This is a genomic window from Brevibacillus laterosporus (genome assembly GCF_030489605.1).
In the GTDB taxonomy this organism is placed as follows: Bacteria; Bacillota; Bacilli; order Brevibacillales; family Brevibacillaceae; genus Brevibacillus_B; species Brevibacillus_B laterosporus_E.
Window position 1 is genome coordinate 1 of the sequence record NZ_JAUKFY010000027.1, and the last position, 17,760, is coordinate 17,760.

Below are 17,760 nucleotides of genomic sequence, written 5' to 3' on the forward strand. Positions count from 1 at the left end.
TGATGTAAAGACGGGTATAACGTTAACTTTCACCCAATCCACAACTGGTGATATGGCATCCTTAATCCCATCCCATACAGCCTTTGCATAGGGCTGGAGTTCATCCCAATTCTTGTAGATCAGGTAAGCCCCGCCTGCTATTGCTCCGATTGCAAGTAAGACTCCCCCACTTACCAAAGCAATTGTTCCTAAACCGATGCCGGCCGCGCTTAGTCCTAAAGACAATGCACCAAAAGAAGCCGCCGTAACGGTTATAATACCGCCGATTCCAGCTAAAGCCGCAACCCCGCCAGCAATTGCAAACATGTACTTGCTTACTTCGGGGTGTTGTTGGAAATACAGAGCCGCTTCCGATAACTGGTCGTTTAGAAACGCAAAAAACTTTGTTCCTGATTCCAGTAACGGCGATCCAAGGGAGGTTAAGAAGGTATTCCATGCCTCGCCTGCTGTATCTTTTACCTGATTAAAGTTTTCCATCTGCATCTTGACTCGATCATTTAAGGATAATTGCTTATCTACGTTATCGAGGATTTCTTCAAGGGATCCTTCACCTGTTCGGAGTAGCGTATAGGCAGTACGGCCACCCTGCTCACCAAAAACCTTATGGAATAGCTTGATTAGTTTATCTGTTCCCATTCCTTGTTCAACTAAGGCGAATTCTTTCTCTACGGCTTTTTCATCCGCAATAATTTTATTGCTACCCACTGTTTTCCTCAGAATTTTTGCTATTTCTGTGGCAGATTTTAATTGCCCACGGGGGTCTTTTGAGTAATCTAAGAATAGCGATTTGTCGTTCTTATCTAGCCAGCCTACAGAGGCCATATACGCGGTTTGTTGTTTAGTCTGAGGTACAAGTCGCTCTAAGAAGTTACGGACAAATGTACCCGCACTGGATCCTTCTGCTGTCTGTGTTCGCGTCAATGCTACCAAAGCTGAGGAATCCATGACCTGTTCAAACTTTCCTCTTGTGCCCCACATCTGAGAGGCTACCCCTGCCATATTGCCAAGACCACGGTTAATATCTTCAGCTCCAGCACTTGAAGCCGCTGCCACTTTCGTTACCGTGTCCGCTGCTTCGAGCATTTGCTGACCAGTAAGCTGAAACCCAGCTCGCGTTTGTACCATAAGTTCAGCCGCAGCCGTTGGCGCCATTTCGTTTAGCTGTGCAAACTTAATAGTTGCCTCTGCCGCGCCATTCATGATGTCTTTGTATTGCAAACCACCTTTTTGAAGATCCCGAATGACCTCACCAGCATCCAGATTCGAGAAAGTGGTTTCCAAACCTAAACGGGTAGAAAGGTTTTCAATTTCTTTCATCTTTTGTGTGATTTCGTTGGCACTAGATGGATCAAACAACTGTTTGCCGAATGTCTGTGCTTTAATCTCTGTCATGATCTCTTGCAAGTTACCAGCTCTAGTAACAACCTCGTCTGCCGCGTTAGCAATCGAATTAAATGCCAGGACTCCACCTACCGCAAGAGCACCGCCGCCAAAGGCCATGTTTTTTAAACGGTTCATCTTGCTTTGTACTTGATCTGTGGCATGCTCCATCAACTTAAATTGACTAATAATCCGTTGAGAAGCACTTGAAACACGATCAGTTAGGCTAATGGCAATCGCTAAATCTAAAATTGTACTAATAAGAGGTACCTCCCTCCCAAAAAGAAAGAACCCCCAAATTAAAACGTTCGAGGGTTCTTCTCATTCCATTCGTTAACAATAATCGTTGCTGCCATTACTGTTTCGTCGTCCATTTCCATCGTATCGGAATACGATATACCTGCACCTGAGCCTATAGCTAGTTCTACTCTTTTTCTGAACCAGGGCTCTCCTGCAAGTTTTTTGCCGCTTCCTCAAGTTTAGCTTTCTCCTCCGGAGTAAGCACAACTCTTTCTACTTCATCCCATTCCTCATATTCAAAGCTATTCATGAATTCCAGAAGTCCAACAAGATTTTCAGGAATTTCGACTGCCTCTCCATTTACGCTTTCAATACCTACTACTGCCTTAACTAATACTGTTAGTGTAATTCCACCAAGATTTGTTCCACCATCACCTTGCACAGTTGAAAGGAGATTCCGTTCAACAAAATGGTGCTGGCCTTTCTTTTTACGAAGAGTAATTTTTTTACCTGTTGATAGTACCTTTTCCATTTGTAAGCCCTCCTATAGTGGTATGCGTTCTGTCGCATGCCAATTGATTGAGTTGTTAACTGCTTTACTACCACCGTCTACATCAGCTTTAAATCCGCTAAAGGTTACGCCTGTAAACTTGTATTTTTTTACCGTTCCATCTTTGTAGACTCTAGTTGTAAACATCGAAAAAGAGAGTGTATCACCTGTCTCTTTTTGATATTTGAGTCTAGCATCTACAATGTCGTCATAAGCACCGTTCGTGTCTTGGCCGCTAAATGAGCCTTTCCATCCATCTATCGTGCTGGTGCTGTATTCAGTCTCCTCACCAATGGGGTGCTTTTTGTCTTCAGTCGTAATTTCCTCTTCAGACCACTTTAGTATCTCAGGTGTTTTTTTCAAGACGTTACCATTCGAATCAGTTATTGCAATTACTAGCTTTTTACCAAGCAAGCCCGCCTCTGCCATTAAACATCCACCTCCACGTTAGTACCGCCTTGATAATTCAGCAGAATCCACTCAGCAGTGTTATAATGTTTGACTTTCAACTCTTGCACGAATTGATCGATTGATTGAGCCTTTGAATTAAATCGAATAGAATAAGCTTCGATTTTGCTTGTCTCTAATGGATTGGTCGGTTTAACCAGGTTATCGAAGAAAGTACGAATGCGCATGTCTGCTGCTTCCTTCATCGGCTTGGTCATGGCCTTTCCTTGCCACGGTGCAGCTACAGCCTCCAATTGCTTTTCGATCCAGCTATTCAATCGCCGACGATTTACTTTTCGATTCTTGTTGTCAGCAATTGGATCTCCCGCTACATCATTTTTAGCAAGCGTATAATCGTTAGCCATTCGCCAAGCATAAGAGCCATCCCCTTTAGCAGATGGCTTGAGTTGGAAAGCCGCTATTTGATGAGCAAAAAGCTCCTGATAGTCCTCAAATTCAAGTTCTGTGTCGGTGCCAGCAATCCAGTTACACTCCACCGCAAGTCCGGAGTCTTCTATTTGGCCCTTTACGTGTGCAATAGCTGAAAGACAACTTCCGGAGATGCGTTGGCCAGTCGTAGAGTTATAATACCCGTAGACCATTTGACCGAAGTCGCTGTCAAACTGATCTCGATATTCGAAAGTATCTGCAATAGCTTGAGCCTTATTTGTCCCAATGTAAGCAATAAAATTATACTTCTCACTTAGGGCAATCAATGCTTTGTCTACTTCTGGACTCGAGTAGTTAATATGGGCTACATCCGTTAGAATATTTCCAATAACGCCTAGTAACCTCTGGCCCGTCCGGGTACCGGTACCTGGATCAAAGGAGCCTATACGGTCTTGATCCGTTAAAGGGGCGCCATTCGAACCGTTTTTCAATTGAGTTCTGGCCATGACTGCTGGACGTGTTGTGTCGAAATCCTTTTCCACTTTAACATCTTCAAATACAAAATGCTCGCTAGTGGATTGGATTACTTTCTCCACATAACGAGCATCCTCTGGGTCTTTTGATAGGTTGTCGTAAGTTTCAAACCCGCCTAAGTCTGACCATAAGATCAGCTTAAAGGTGTTTGCTTTAGTCCCTTCTTGAACCTCAACAGTAAAAATGTTTGCGTACTCTCCAGGGCCAGCTTTTGGATAGATACGGGCTGTCTCTTTGTCTTGGCGATCTTTTAGGTGCAAACTAGCTGTTTGGTGTCCGTTACCCAAGACTCGCACGAAAGCCGCCTTTTTAATACGGGCACGGTGTAGATGGTCTAGCAATTGATTGCCCGCATGTTTTTTGGTAGATGAACCCAAAATAGGCTCGGCTATTTCAATTAACCGTTTGGAGGGTGTTTCCGAGATTAACATGTATTTATTGATTGGGCCGCGATCAAATTCGCCTACAAAACCCAAGATAAATTGTGGTGTACTAATTTCTTCGCTTTGAGGTACAGGTAGCTCATTCACATATAGCCCAGGAGGATAATCCTGTAGCGAAGTTACTCCGCGTAATATGGTCAACAAGACCATCTCCTTTACGTTATTTTTGGTTTGAATTTACTCACATCAATTGCATTCACTTGTTCCTCTACGATCAATTGTCCTAAGCATTGATAGGTTGCATCTACTTGGTATAGGTTAGGCTCGCCACGTGGTGGTAGAGGTGGAGAAGCAATGAAAATCTGTACAAGGTCCCCCCACTTATCTTCAGGGATGGGTATCTCATTTTCTGTTTCGATGTAAGCTAAAAACTTGGTAGATAGCTGTTGAGCTTGGCTTGGCCGTTCAGCAAAAAAGGAAACCTGGATGAGATAATGAAACCGTACTGCTTCCGTCCCTACAGTAAAAGTACCACTCCCGTTCGAAAGCACTCCGTGTGGCTGGTGTTCCCTCATAAGGGCCTTTTCAGATGTCCCGCTCACATACGTGATATTAGCAGCAGGAAGGACTCTTTTTTTAGTCTCGATAGGGTTCGGTGTATCATTAGTTACTAGGAAACTTGAGTCGTGAACAGTCTTAATGGCTTTTTCTAAGGCGGTGTAGACTGACACAAGTGGATCTCTCACTGTCAGAGCCTCCTTAGACTTTTAATAATTTCCTTTTTGGCAATTTCTTTAATCTGATCTCGATTTTCGTGGAGTGCAGGTCGTAGGAAAGGGCGTGCCGGTATATTTTTGGGCTCATACCCAAATTCATGGGCCGCCGCATAGCTTCCTGGATCACCCTTCTTGTTATCAGATGATCCAGAAGCCACTCCTACATATGCCACGCCTTTGTTAATCTGTTTTTCATCCGTAGTAATTGCTTGGCGCAAGCTACCAGAATCAACTAATGGCGAATCGTCATTTCCACCAGCTCCCCATGCTCCATGTTTCTCTTTGTACCTTTTTCCTGCTCGTGTTAAGGCGCCTGCCTTTGTTTTGGACATGTGCTTTTTACGGATCGTTTCTGGTTTTAATTTTACCCACGCTTTATACCCTCCGGATTCCCCTTGATAGGTTCCCAGCTTCTTTTTAGCTGCGCCCATTACAACGGCTGCGCCTTTCTTCAGCGTATTCCTCTCCGCTTTCGCCATCAAATGCGGGATATTCCCTAGCACACGATACAAGTCGTTAAAGTCACCCATTATGGCATCGACCTCGCTTGGCATTCCTTAATGATGAGCTCACCCGCTAAAGTAGCAGGAGAAGTTAATAGGATATTAAATTGCTTGCCGTCATAAACGAGAACCTTTCCTTCTTCTACTCTTTTTTCAGGTGGCTCCGTGCCATCTTCAATAGAAATAAACTCTAGTTTTTGCACAGGATTATCCCCTAAAGCAGTGGCTTCCTCATCGATAGAATGGCCCGTAACAACTATTTTGATGGTTTCTTTTATAGGATCAGGCTGTTTTCTATCGATAATTGAAAGCCCGCTAGACGTTTGTTCTTCCGTCAACGTTTGCAAAACAGTCTCTACCTCGTATCCCTTTTGCTTGATGTGACGATCAATAATTCTTTTAATTTTCTTGGCCAGCTTTGAGGCGTTCATTACGTCCACATCCCTATAGGCTTCTTCACCGATTGTTCATAGCGTTTCTCACGAAAGATTGCTTCCTGTGCGATTTTATCAAAGTTGTCAAAGTTAATTTGTAGCCCTTTACCGAGTTTTAAGCCGCTGATCTCAGCGCCCTCACGAACAATCTCATATAGGATCTTCGCCATGCAGTAATCTAGTAAAATTCGGTGATCTCTTACTGATAGGCTTTCAATTGTATGGTCTGCGTAGTAATGAAACCTTAGTTCAGAATGGCCAGTAGGTGTGACAGGAGTTATCAGGGTACGATCAAGAATCTCATACCCCGCTAAGCCTTCTATCCATGTTTGGTAGTCTTCGGGAAGCTCGTATTCTGTCACACCTGGTACTAGTTTGATCAAGCCCTTTCGTTTTCTTGGACGGTAGCTGGAATAATCATAAATTGCTTCTGTCAATCTACTGATTAAGTCATCGTTAGAATAGAAAAAGGGTTCTTCCGTGTCTCCTAGATCAAAGCGTAACTTCCTGACCAGCTCCATCATGTGCATTCGCCTCCAAGAACTTCTTATACAATTGCAGACGTTTTTCTTTATTGCTAACCGCGTCTGCGTCCTCGGCAGAAACAATTAGATTTCCTACTAACACTTCTTTTTGTTTGACTGCCTCTAATTTGTCGAATTGCTCTAACGTAAGAAGCTCCTGGGCTACTACCTCAGGAGCTTCTTCATTGTCAGACTCGATTTCATCTTTAATCTCTTCTTCCAATTCAACGGGATCTGGACATCTATAATGTTCCTCGTAAGACTGGCCAGGGTGAATCATCTGACCAGTTAACGGGTGAAGGAATGAGCAGCTTGTATTTATCTTCAACATGATAGATTCCCCTTTCTATTAACCTTGTTTGCTATTAAACAATTTGATTGTGCGATATGGCGGATGGTAAGCCATACCACTCTTATCAATTACCAAAGGTGTATTAATAGCAATCTGTTGTGTCGCATAGTAGAGTTTGGCCGAAGTAATTTGATTTGTCTCAGGGTTCATGTATGGGAAAGGGCCTTCCATTTCTAAAGGAGAACCGATTCCCATCCGTGTTGCATTTGTTTTACCAAGTAAAAGACGACTATCTCCTGCTACCCAAGGAGCATTATGCTCACCTAGTTGGATATTTTCTCTTGTTGCAAAGTACATATCGCCTTGCAGCAGGTTTGTACCGTTTGGTGAGGCATAGCGATAAAACAATTCGGCTTTCTTGATAGGGCTCATAGCATTCAGACTACCAAGTAAGAAGTCTGGTGTTACGTAACGAGGAGCAGAGCCCATATAAGCCTTCTGATCTGTCACTAACTCGATTAATCGATTGTAATACTTAGCAGGATCTACGCCTGCTGGAACAGTGAGATCAAAATAGCTTACATTTGTTGCATAAGAATAGGATTTAACCATAGGTTTTTTGGTATCACTTACCCCAGAATCAGAGGTGAAATACACTTTTGCGTTTTCAAAATCAATTGCATACTCTCCATTTACAACCATACCTTTAATATGGTCCCACTGCCCGCGAACTAACGTTTTTCCGCCAACAGTAACGACAACATCGTTAATCTTAGATGATTGTTTTTTACCTTGTACGTCTAACCAAACTTTTGTACGAGGCCGAACGATCGGAGAACGAAAATCTGCAAGTTTCCCTGATTGTTGACCGCATAGTAGGTCAACTACAAAAGTGGCATTGGAGCTAAAAGGTACATTGCTCCCTTTTACGGCAGCATGAAACTCAGGGTCAGAAACGGTCTCATCTTTTACTACAATTGCAAGGTGTTCATCTGATACACTAATCATTTCTGTAGAAATTCTTTGATCAATATTCCGGCTCATACGGGCATTAATACTAGCCAAGTTTCGTGCTACAGCATCGTAATTAAAAGGACCGCTCTGAAGCTCTACTTGAGCCTCTTTTGATATCTTAGTAGCCCGTTTTAACCAGTCTGCTCCAAATTCAAGCAAGAATGTTTCAACACCTTCAGTTGGAATGCCATCAAATTCACCAATACCACCAAAATCATCTTGAGAATATAGATCCTCGGTTTGAAACTCAACAGGAATCTTATACGTTGTACCTGAAAAACTCTCGGCCATGGTTAGCTGGGCGAATTTTAAGTCTTGGAACATCTGACGCATAAACGCTAAGCTAACAACGGGAATTTGTGCAAGATCGCCAGTTGACGTTGCTGCACTATCCTGAATAACGCCGTCGGTAATATCTTGCGCAGCATCTGTAAGAGAGTGCATGAAAGTTTGATACTCATGATGATTTTCACGTTCCATTTTTCCAAGGATGCGATCGAGAATAGCAAGATTCCCTTTTCGCAGATTCTCATCAACACGGAAATTTCGGTCTTTAGCACGGAATTGATCATCAAAAGCCGTCATTAACTTATCTACTACCGGTACCCATGGTTGGGCCGAATTACCAATTTGAACCTCTTGGTTAACAATAGCCGCTCGACCTGAAGGAATGCCAAGACTCTGTTTTTGATTATCAATTTGGATAGCATCAACAAAGGCTTTTTCTGTGTCAATAAAAGAGGCTACTTCTGAAGCGTCCGTAATAGCAGCGCCTTTTTGAAGTAGCCCGTCTTTTACTTGTTTGTCATAAGGAAGTTCATTAACAGCATCAACAAGAGCTTTTTGTGCTTCATCCTTCTTCCGATTTGCCTCTTCTTGTTGTTCACGTGTTTGCTTTTCAAGTCTTAACTTTTCAAGTTCATCTGTTAATGTTTGTTCTTTTTCCTTAGCTTCGATAGCAGCATCACATACCGCCATATCAATGTGGCCAGGATTTTGTTTCTTCCATGTACGTAGTTCATCTAATGACATTGAAAGGAAATTCTTTTTCATTTTATCATCCTCCTTGGATAGTGAATCTAAGATAATTGCTACAGCCGAATCGGTTAGTTCTATTGGTTTAGTGAAGGCTTCAGGTTCAGCAGGATTCAATACAACGTCCCAGGTGTATAGAGATAGTCTTTTTGCAACCCCGACGTTCTTGCCTTCCACTTTGGCTGTAATAATGTCACCTGTCATCCGATTAGAAAAGCCGATCGGCAGTCCGTCATCTAGCATCGCTTGGACTTGTTTTCCCATATCTGTAGCCAAAGGTTTGTACTCAGCCCAGACGATACCGCTTGCATCAATGCTGGCGTCACGAAATACAACTGCTTGATTAGGTACACTCGAATCAAAAAGCACCCTACCATCTGTGCCTTTGTAACAGCGAGGGTGTGGGTGCTCTCCTGCATATGGAAAATTAGTAGATTTTAATGAATCGAGGGCGGCCTGATAAACAGCTTTTGGATAGAGACGATTGTTGCCATTGATTGCGTCAACTTTAGAAACAGGCTGACGATACCAACCTGATGACTTCCCTGCATCATCCATGATTGGCACAGCTCTTGAAAAACAAAGTTCTCTTTGATCTTCTGCACTATCTTCTAAAACAGTAAAAAGTGGTTCAACTGAGTCGGTAAAGCCTATACTCGGCTTCTGTTTCTCACCGGACTCCTCTTTTGCGGCTTCTTCAATGGACCAAGTGCTAAATTCAGCTCTGGCTCGTGCATCGATTGCCTCATAGTAAATGCGACGATCCACTTCTGTTAGTGGTGTGTTGGCCAGATTCTTCTTAATGGATAGAAGAGCAATGGCGCTGCTTGCATCTAAAATCTGTTGCATTAAGGGATCATCTTTTAAAGCGTCCTTAATAGGTTCTTCTTCTGGTAAGAAACCCGCTTTGGCAAAATACTGTAGATTCATTCCAAATGGTAATTTTGTAAACACACGTTTTCCTCCTTTCAAGGCATCTATGATGGGAATACTATTCCGGTCACACAAAACCACCACCTTTCAACTACTATTCATCTACAGGCAACCAGCTAACCCTACATAACGGATGGGCAAGACCAGGGTAGTCATCAATATCATAGACATTACCGTGCCTAGATCGGCATTTATCGCAGGTACGCATGTCTATAACCTCATCACATTGGACTTTTTTAACGCCAGCGCCTTTATAAGTTCTGATTTGCATTCGATCATAGGCCCAGCTTAGTTCATTACGGGCAATTAAATTGGCTCGCGCCTCATCCAAAATAATAGGCCCCAGTCGCTTTGCTATCTTGTGCCACCCAAGGTTATTATCAAAACCGGTTGCCAACTCTTTTCGAATACTTTTCAGCGTCGTTTCTTTCATGTCTTTGATTCGTTGAGTAGATTGCTGAAGCAGATCTTCTCTAATATCACTACGAACTATTCGTGGTTTAATCTCTGTTGCGAGGAAGGAAGTAGCCTTTTCTGCACCCATTACCCCAGCTATGGTCATTGCTTTGACTAATGAAAGCTGTAACTTTCCTTGCTCAGCTTCCCACGTCTCTTCAAGAGCATTTAGGATCTCATCTTCAGCGTAGTCTAAGATAACAGAGTCCGTTATACCTTCATTGTCAGAATCATAATTGGTGAACCGCTTGTTTACGGCATCAAAAAAACGAAGGACTGCCTCCTCCGCCTCGACTTCTGCCTCTTTAAGTTTTGATCGATCTTCCAAAGCAACATCTGTAATCGGTTCTTTGTCCTCTTCTTCATCTGCATTCTCTTCTTCTTTTGGAGGCAAGGACTTGGCCACTAGAGCAGCGTTTCGAGCTCTTTCCTCTTCAATCATCATAGCCATTTCCACTGGGTCCTCGATATCGAAATCTCCAGCAATGCTTTGAATAGCTTTGACGTTTGTAATAAGGATATCGCCACCATTAGCGCCACGAGCTTTCTGAACACGTTCTAGGCGTTCTAGCGCCGTTTCAGTTGTCTTGGTACTCCACACAACGTCATAGGCAATAGAGGTAGGATTAATGCCCGCTAACATTAGCTGTAAATCTATTAAAGCGCGGTACCCGCTGTACTGACCTATATCCCCATACTCTAGTAAGTCGGTCATATCATCGAGCGATTGGAGGTACTGAGGATACTGTACTTTTAAGATGTCCCTATTTAAGTTCTGACCACTTGTGAGTATAGCTTTGGGTACGCCAAGGCTAAGCCACAGGAGATCATCAAAGTATTCGATATCGCCCATCTCTGATAGGTTTGCATCCGCTTTTATAGTTTGAAGATCAGCATTCCCAACAAAGCTTGATAGCAGATGAGAATTTTTTGTGGGATTCCCATTCTCATCAATTAAACCAACTTGTCTTCTGTACGCTGTGATTTCTGCCTCTCCAACCGTATCAGGGAGCCGATGGTATTCCTTTTGGACAGATCGAAATTCCCTCCGTACAGCCGCTGCTATCTCCATTTTCAGAAGGATTTTGTGTAATTGCCTTGCTGTAGCATAGTGAGAAGTACCATAGAGTTCCGTTTCGTCAGACATCCATCGTATATGATTCATCTGGTAGAGGGCAAAGTCACCACGAGATGATGTAGGAGGCCCAATATCCATTAATGAGTTTATCTGAGTTTTAGGATCGATTTGACTGAATGCCCTCTCTATATCAGGGAAGTCGCCGTATTCATCACTATTACGTTTCATAGTCATAGCTGGAGCCCGCTTTACGTCTAATACGAGTCCTGCTCCTAAATCCACAATGGGATTAAGGAAAATATCACCATCCTTTAAAAGTACTCTAAGGTGTTCTTTTGACTTAGCTGACAGCTTAGTTCGACGCATAAAATCATCAATTACCTGCTGGGCTATATTAGCCCCAGGAACTAATCTCTTTGGCTGTGGCTTGCCTAATTTTCTAAGGTGTTTGCGATGGGATTCACTTCCCTGAACAATGACTTGACAGCCTCCACGGGTTGCGTCCGCACCTAATCGGAGATTCGTTATTTTGAATCTTGAGTCTGTCTTAAACAGATTTCTAACATCTTGAATGATCTGTATACGTTCAGTTGAAACATTATACTGATCAAATACCTGGGTTTGAGGTGACTCGCTGTAAGAAATCTGCTTTGTTTTGTCTCTGTCGATACTGACTTCTTTTTTTGTATATCCAAAGTAATCAAGGATTTTCGTTGTTAATTGCGTAATTCGACTCAATTGTTGTTCACCCCCTTCTATGAAAATATCGCATCAAAGTCAGGCATGATAGAGAAGCCGATTGGTTTGAACTGTCCTCGATGTGGATGTTTACGCATCTCCCAGCCGATCATGCCCGCAAAGAGAACGTCATCATGGCATCCAGTTTGATGCTGTGCTTTACCGTTCTTTTTGACAAATGTTCGCATTTCCCCAAGCATTCTTTTTGACTTGATCTTTGGTTGATTCTCCACATAGCCTTGTCTAAACTCTTCAACTAAAATAGGACGAGTTTTTGGGGTTGTGGGCCAACCAGAACGTTTCTCGACATTTCCTTTGACATCATAATCCTTATGCTCGTACAGATTGGGGTAATTAAATATTTGCATAAGCGCCAACAGTACTGCGTGACCATGGTTGTTTCGTTCAACCCCCAGTAAGGCGTTGTTATAATACCTACCCCATTCGTTCAGAAGTGCCGCAAAGCTAAATGGTTCTTCTTTGATCTGCATTTCTGCTACTTGCTCCCCTGTGCTACGCTTCCATATTACGAATGTCGATGAGTCGTGTTCATTTCCGTCCAGACCCTCTGCAACGTCTGCCCCCATGTCGTATAGTTCGTCCTCTTCCGGTTCTACCCATATGAGTACAGCGCCGTCTAAATCTTCCCTGATGGGTTCAGGAACGTTTAATAGGCTGTCTCCTACCTGCTTTTGATCAAATACAGATCGACCAGATACTAGAAATGCTTCCTCTATGTAAGCAGGGTACTCCTGGGCAAATAATTTAGGGTCACCATCACATTTGTTCTTTATCGTAGAACGACGCCATTTCATCTGCTCAGCCGTTAAATTAAAGCGACGTTGTATGAACTTCTCTTCCTCAGTCATACTTTCGATAAAGTCTTCCAACTCTTCTTGCGACTCAAATTCATCACGGTAAGTCGGAAACTCATGCCAAGCAACAAAGATCGGCTCATAATCATTTTTCCCTTTTAATGCTTTATCCCACATTTGTTGAAAGTATTCGCCATAACCATTAGCAGTGGACTCAATAATACAAAGCGTGCCTGGTGCGTCTGACAAAGACTGAAGTAAAGCCAACATGTGCTTGCTCTTCTTTGACTCTGGCCAGAATGCTAACTCTGATACGTGTAGGAAATGTATAGTTCCTGATCGTGCTAAAACGCTCGCTTCGGCTGAATCAACAGTAATCTCTGACTTTAGACCGGGATTTTTTTTGCGTTGTGATTCAAGAACAGTCGGATTTTCAAACGATAGCTTTTTACTGTTATTTCGCTTTCGCATTGGCTTATAAAGGTTGGGTACATTCTCATAGTAATTCTTAAACATTGCGAAAAGGTTATCGGATGCTTTTGAATCCTGAGCAACGATAAAACCGTTCTTTGCTTCTTGGAGCGATGTTAGATAATAAATGATTGCTTCTGTAACAGTAGAAAAGCCCATCTGACGAGCTTTCAGAATAATAAACCTAGCTGGCTTTCCTGCAAGCAATTTTTTAAATACCTTCTGCGCAAAATTGCGTTGAGCATCATTCAAAACGAAAGGAAGAAGCTTCCCTTCTTTTGTTTTGATCTTCAGACATTTGGCGGCAAACCGCTCAAAGTCATTTAGAAGATCATAAGCTTTCTTGCCTTTGTCTTTGTTTTTCTTTGCAAGGGATTGGATCTTACTTTTAATCTCCTTCGCAAACTCAATCATCTAAGAATTCCAATCCTTCTTGTTCGTCTGTTGTTTTCATGCCAAGCTCACCCATCTGCTTCACTACATTTACATTCTCTAAGTTGATTTTGGTTCGTGCTGCTGGTCCCAATCCCAAAGCTTGCATAGTCTGTCGCGCTTGTCTTTTTGCTTCGTTGTATGTTGCTACCAAAGGCTGAGCATTGAGGGATTTCTTTCGTTTATCATGGATCACTAAGCCCTCTACAGCGAAGTACATTTCGCAAAGTGCAATGACTGCCATATCCTTTGATAACAAGTGCGCCATTGGTCGATCTTGTTCCCCTACAATGTCCAAATCCATTACACTATCAATGATCTTTTCCTGATAGTCCGCTAGATAGGAACAGTCTGCATTTTCTTCAAACCTATCACATCCGTTGCGCTTTACGCATTTGTTGCATGGGTGAACGCCAGACTTCAGAAAAGGAAATACCCCATGCTTAACACTACCGTCAGTTATTCGATTTGCTTTAAGTGAGGCACTACGTCTTTCCCTTGTTAAATCCGCAGATGACATAGCCCTTCCTCCTTTCCAGACAAAAGAAAAAGGCCCCTTACTTGGAGCCTAATTGCTTATTGATATTTCGATAAAGTGTAGCCTTACTTACCCCTGTCACAGCTACAATTTCAGGTACGCTCATGTCGCCAGCTTGATATAGTTTAATGGCTGCATCGATCTTGCTCTTATCCGTCTTTGGTCTACCACCGTAACGTCCTCTTGCTCTAGCAGCTTTCAAACCTTCCTGTGTCCGTTCCGCAATGATGTCCCGTTCCATTTCTGCCAACACGGCAAGCATTCTAAACATTGCCTTTCCGATAGCAGTAGAAGTATCAATATTATCTTTAATGCTGATAAATTCAATTCCCTTTTTTTCAAATTCATCGACTAATTCAAGTAACTTGAAAGTAGACCTTCCTAACCTATCTAGTTTATAAACAATCAAAGTATCACCAGAACGTAACTGATCGAGCAATTTGTTTAGCTCTGGACGGTCATTGCGTTTTCCAGTCATTTTCTCTTCAAAGATTTTTTCACAGCCAGCATTTTGGAGAGCATCGATTTGCATATCCAAGTTTTGTTCAAGTGTACTGACACGAGCATAACCAAATTTCATAGTGAACTCCCTCCGATTCTCATTCCTATTGTCTTTATAGTATCAAAATAGGAGGGTTAATGCAACTTTGTTTTGAAACTAGTTTTTGAATCTGTTTCATAGCCTACGAACGCACTAAAAAAGTTTCCAGCGTAATCGTCTCTTTTTTTATCATTTTTGAAACGGTTCTGCTGTAATTTCTCATAGAAGCTGAACAGAATAATTTTTGTTCATATAGAAGAAGCAAAGAAATCTATTTAACCTCGTTTTTCTCTATCGACTGAAAATGAGCAGATTGAAAGGACTCAAGCCCACCCTCCTCATTCTCCTCAATCATTTCCACCCCAGCTTTGATGCCACCTAACAATCATCCGTTTTTGCAACTGCTTGTCATCCAAATGCCATCTATAAGTAAGAGGGTAAACATATCTTACTTTTAACTCTTCTACATTCACCTCGTATAGAGAAAGTGAAGCAAAAAATCATTGTGCGGATTTACAACGCTAAGCCTATTTTCAAGACGATTCCCTATAAACAAGGGCTTTTCTTTACTACCTCTGAATATGGAAATATTGCTCGCCCTCGACACTTTAATAATTGAGGGAGCTTGTCCAAAACTTGGTCAGTCTTTTTTCTTGCATACCCAAAATCCTTTTAAAAGTAGGAAGGTTAAAAATAAATTTCTCGCTCAACTATGATTTTTTAAGAAAATGAGCTGAATCTTTCTACCGCCTTACTTAATTAGTGAGAGGAGGATTAAGAAATTTTGAACAAAAACCCATTGGGTCAGATGTAATTTTATAAATTCCCCTGCAACAAATCGAATAGATGGAGCGATAACTAGTGTGTAAGCCCCCTCGAAATGAATAACCAGAATACCAACTGTATAAAAGATGGTATTAAAAGAATTAAGAAAAGGAAGGTGTTTGATTATGACATTAACCGTAATCGTAGCAGTACTTAGCATTATTGCAGCAATACTTGGCATTATTAATAACTCGTTTGGTATTTGGTACAGGCTATCCAAGTTATCTAAGGAAAAACCGCCAACAAACCCAGACGGTGATGACCCGAAAGTAATAGCGATGCCAAGACCGGAAGAAAAAGCAGTCAAATCTAAAGCAGCCTAAAAGGATGGCCACCCATTACGGGTGGTTTCTCCTTCTCTCATCTGAAGCTATGGACAACATCCCACCGATTGATAGAACAATAAGGCTCCAGAGGAAGATCAAGCAGATGCTAGATATCATCGAAAATCTTCTTTTTGGGCAATGTAGCCATTTGTTGTCTGATCTGTTCAACAAATGATACCTCTTGCATCTTTGTTTGACGATACAGATGCATGAACGTCGCTAACTCCTCTGGAGGGCCTTCCATTGTCATGTCTTGAAGAATAACTTTCATAAGTAAGATCGTCCTTTCTGATTTTGGATAATAAAAAAGATGTAGCATAAGCTACACCCTTACATTAGTGATTCACTATTATTTATTTCCTTGTACTCTTCCTCAACCAAGCGATAAAAATAATCATTTTCCTCTTCTAGAAAAGCTTTTGCTTTCTTTAAAAACATAGATTCTTCTTCATCAAAAATGGGATACATTGATAGACTTTCACTAATTTGATCCCTTATGTTTTTAATGTCTTGCTGAGGCAAGTCCTGATCAATATACTCAGCAAAGATTTTAAGTGAATCTATTGTATCAGTTGAGAAATCATCATCTTTATAAATAGCATCAATTATAAATCCGATCATAAATTTAATAGCACTATTCCCAAGCTTGCTCATTATTAGAAAACTCCCATCATGTTTTAGATAATTGTATCGAATGGTTATCTAACAAACAATATTTTTAAGGCTTCTAAATGACAGCTTTTTGTGTTCTGTCAGCAGTAGTAAGAATATAAGAATAACGACAGAAGCAAAAACGCTAGAGTCCTTGGCGCTGTAGGGCTGAATGCCGTTTTTAGCAGGGTGGATTTTCGGTACAGTTTTCGTGTTTTTTGTACCGATTTTCGTACCACCTAAAAACAGGGTTGAGCCTTAGAGCCACAAGGCTTTATGCCACTTTAGCGTCTGGCGGCCTTTCTTAATATTCTTTATCCGCCGACAGATGGTTGATTCATGCTTTTGGGGAATCGTATTTGATACCAATAAAATCTGTAATAGATAGGTGTTTATCATCACATATGTGAGTTCCGTACCAGGTTGCACATGGTCCCCATTCTTCAGGAGTAGATCCATTCTTGGATATTGCCAGAAATGCTTCAAATCCATTTGGTGCATGAAATTCATTTTTGACCACACCACACCTACGGCATTTATATTCTAAAAATCCACCTCTATTTAGATCCATGGTCTCGACCTCCTTCTTGTTCAGATTCTGATCTAAAATACTTTAATAACGCTGGATCAGGAGCTTTCCCATTGATGTAATAATCCGGATTAATGACATATCCGTATTCAGTGAGCTTCAAGCAGTTGTAATCCAGTAAGGTTTTGAGTATCTTATACCCTCTCTGCTTACTTAGGCGGCAGATTTGGAATAGCTGCTTAGTTGTAAGCGACTTTCCTTTCATTCCGCGCTCTCCATCTCCGACTAAGAGGTTGCGTCCAGGTGTAGCATAACGTGAAATCTTGGAGAGGAACCCTTCTTCTTCCACGTTGAGCTGATAGAACCTTCGCTTGGCCTTTTGACTCGTTTTTGACTTAACAAATTTAGTATTCCGGCCACCTGTTGCATACGGATTAATAACCTTAACGATCTCATTAGATCGGAGCAGCAAACGGCGCTCTTCGAGGATCTCGCCTGTTTCATGATCTACATATCTCTCGTTCATGTCATTTTGCCTCACTCCTTCTTTTCAATCACAGGCCCATTTGTTAAGGCTAACTACCTGTCTTGATTAATCAAAATATGTGCTGGCCCAGTAACCTCTATAGTTTCAGCCTGCCCTACCCCATAATGATCAATGGTTAGCTTACAGTAGCCTTGTGGCGAAAGAATATGAACGGCCTCCTTGTCGCCTATAGGACGCTTTGCTAATTCATCCAGCAATTCCTTAGTTGTAAAAGATTTCAAATCTGGATCAATTAATCCAGTTGCTTTCTTGTAAGTTCGTTCAAACTTAGACAGCGATATAGTAGCAGCTTCTGCTGAACGTCTTATCTCCTCTAGGCTTTGCAACCCATCTGCCACGTCTATATTCACTTTGTAACTCGAATCGTTTGAAGCCATA

20 protein-coding genes are annotated in these 17,760 nt (G+C 41.9%); 1 reads left to right on the forward strand and 19 read right to left on the reverse strand.

Annotation, left to right across the window (positions count from 1 at the left end; all coding sequences use genetic code 11):
* The 14 genes from QZ995_RS20695 to QZ995_RS20760 form a co-directional block, all read right to left on the reverse strand.
* On the reverse strand, positions 1 to 1,518 hold a 1,518-nt coding region (locus tag QZ995_RS20695; protein ID WP_301811202.1), incomplete at its 3' end, for a phage tail tape measure protein.
* A gap of 286 nt (positions 1,519 to 1,804) precedes the next feature.
* Complete coding sequence (locus QZ995_RS20700) at positions 1,805 to 2,152, reverse strand: hypothetical protein (RefSeq protein WP_101667770.1); 348 nt, start codon at positions 2,150 to 2,152, stop codon at positions 1,805 to 1,807.
* A gap of 12 nt (positions 2,153 to 2,164) precedes the next feature.
* Positions 2,165 to 2,599 (reverse strand): hypothetical protein, encoded by a 435-nt coding sequence (locus QZ995_RS20705; protein WP_301811210.1) that lies wholly within the window; start codon positions 2,597 to 2,599, stop codon positions 2,165 to 2,167.
* Complete coding sequence (locus QZ995_RS20710) at positions 2,599 to 4,134, reverse strand: phage tail protein (protein WP_301811213.1); 1,536 nt, start codon at positions 4,132 to 4,134, stop codon at positions 2,599 to 2,601. Before QZ995_RS20710 ends, QZ995_RS20705 begins: the two co-directional genes overlap by 1 nt.
* Before the next feature lie 5 nt (positions 4,135 to 4,139).
* Complete coding sequence (locus QZ995_RS20715; RefSeq protein WP_301811215.1) at positions 4,140 to 4,670, reverse strand: hypothetical protein; 531 nt, start codon at positions 4,668 to 4,670, stop codon at positions 4,140 to 4,142.
* A 2-nt stretch (positions 4,671 to 4,672) separates the two neighbouring features.
* Entirely contained in the window at positions 4,673 to 5,230 is a 558-nt protein-coding gene (locus tag QZ995_RS20720) for a hypothetical protein (RefSeq protein WP_301811217.1), read from the reverse strand.
* Complete coding sequence (locus tag QZ995_RS20725; protein ID WP_301811218.1) at positions 5,230 to 5,634, reverse strand: hypothetical protein; 405 nt, start codon at positions 5,632 to 5,634, stop codon at positions 5,230 to 5,232. Before QZ995_RS20725 ends, QZ995_RS20720 begins: the two co-directional genes overlap by 1 nt.
* Positions 5,634 to 6,161, reverse strand: coding sequence for a hypothetical protein (locus QZ995_RS20730; protein WP_301811221.1), 528 nt, complete (start codon positions 6,159 to 6,161; stop codon positions 5,634 to 5,636). The genes QZ995_RS20725 and QZ995_RS20730 overlap by 1 nt, the downstream gene beginning before the upstream one ends.
* Entirely contained in the window at positions 6,130 to 6,492 is a 363-nt protein-coding gene (locus QZ995_RS20735) for a hypothetical protein (protein ID WP_301811224.1), read from the reverse strand. The genes QZ995_RS20730 and QZ995_RS20735 overlap by 32 nt, the downstream gene beginning before the upstream one ends.
* 18 nt (positions 6,493 to 6,510) lie before the next feature.
* Positions 6,511 to 9,456: a hypothetical protein gene (locus QZ995_RS20740; protein WP_301811226.1), complete on the reverse strand. Its 2,946-nt coding sequence runs from the start codon at positions 9,454 to 9,456 to the stop codon at positions 6,511 to 6,513.
* 73 nt (positions 9,457 to 9,529) lie between these two features.
* Positions 9,530 to 11,707: a minor capsid protein gene (locus QZ995_RS20745; protein ID WP_301811229.1), complete on the reverse strand. Its 2,178-nt coding sequence runs from the start codon at positions 11,705 to 11,707 to the stop codon at positions 9,530 to 9,532.
* Between the two features lie 17 nt (positions 11,708 to 11,724).
* Complete coding sequence (locus QZ995_RS20750; RefSeq protein ID WP_301811232.1) at positions 11,725 to 13,407, reverse strand: DNA packaging protein; 1,683 nt, start codon at positions 13,405 to 13,407, stop codon at positions 11,725 to 11,727.
* Complete coding sequence (locus QZ995_RS20755) at positions 13,400 to 13,945, reverse strand: P27 family phage terminase small subunit (protein WP_168420556.1); 546 nt, start codon at positions 13,943 to 13,945, stop codon at positions 13,400 to 13,402. Before QZ995_RS20755 ends, QZ995_RS20750 begins: the two co-directional genes overlap by 8 nt.
* A gap of 37 nt (positions 13,946 to 13,982) precedes the next feature.
* Positions 13,983 to 14,543 (reverse strand): recombinase family protein, encoded by a 561-nt coding sequence (locus QZ995_RS20760; protein WP_301811239.1) that lies wholly within the window; start codon positions 14,541 to 14,543, stop codon positions 13,983 to 13,985.
* 911 nt (positions 14,544 to 15,454) lie between these two features.
* Here QZ995_RS20760 and QZ995_RS20765 point away from each other — a divergent pair.
* Positions 15,455 to 15,652 (forward strand): hypothetical protein, encoded by a 198-nt coding sequence (locus tag QZ995_RS20765; RefSeq protein WP_301811242.1) that lies wholly within the window; start codon positions 15,455 to 15,457, stop codon positions 15,650 to 15,652.
* 109 nt (positions 15,653 to 15,761) lie between these two features.
* Here QZ995_RS20765 and QZ995_RS20770 read toward each other — a convergent pair whose 3' ends face one another.
* The 5 genes from QZ995_RS20770 to QZ995_RS20790 all read right to left on the reverse strand — a co-directional run bounded on the left by QZ995_RS20770 (position 15,762) and on the right by QZ995_RS20790 (position 17,759).
* On the reverse strand, positions 15,762 to 15,926 hold the full coding sequence (locus QZ995_RS20770; RefSeq protein WP_154071873.1) for a hypothetical protein: 165 nt from the start codon (positions 15,924 to 15,926) through the stop codon (positions 15,762 to 15,764).
* 59 nt (positions 15,927 to 15,985) lie between these two features.
* Complete coding sequence (locus QZ995_RS20775) at positions 15,986 to 16,309, reverse strand: hypothetical protein (protein WP_301811247.1); 324 nt, start codon at positions 16,307 to 16,309, stop codon at positions 15,986 to 15,988.
* Between the two features lie 334 nt (positions 16,310 to 16,643).
* Positions 16,644 to 16,877, reverse strand: a complete 234-nt coding sequence (locus QZ995_RS20780) for a hypothetical protein (RefSeq protein ID WP_301811248.1) — start codon at positions 16,875 to 16,877, stop codon at positions 16,644 to 16,646.
* Positions 16,864 to 17,361 carry a hypothetical protein gene (locus QZ995_RS20785; RefSeq protein ID WP_301811250.1) on the reverse strand — a complete coding sequence of 166 codons (498 nt, stop codon included), beginning with the start codon at positions 17,359 to 17,361 and terminating at the stop codon, positions 16,864 to 16,866. The genes QZ995_RS20780 and QZ995_RS20785 overlap by 14 nt, the downstream gene beginning before the upstream one ends.
* A 53-nt stretch (positions 17,362 to 17,414) precedes the next feature.
* The gene (locus QZ995_RS20790) at positions 17,415 to 17,759 is read right to left on the reverse strand and encodes a hypothetical protein (protein WP_301811253.1); all 345 of its coding nucleotides are present in this window, start codon (positions 17,757 to 17,759) and stop codon (positions 17,415 to 17,417) included.
* Between the last annotated feature and the right edge of the window lies 1 nt (position 17,760).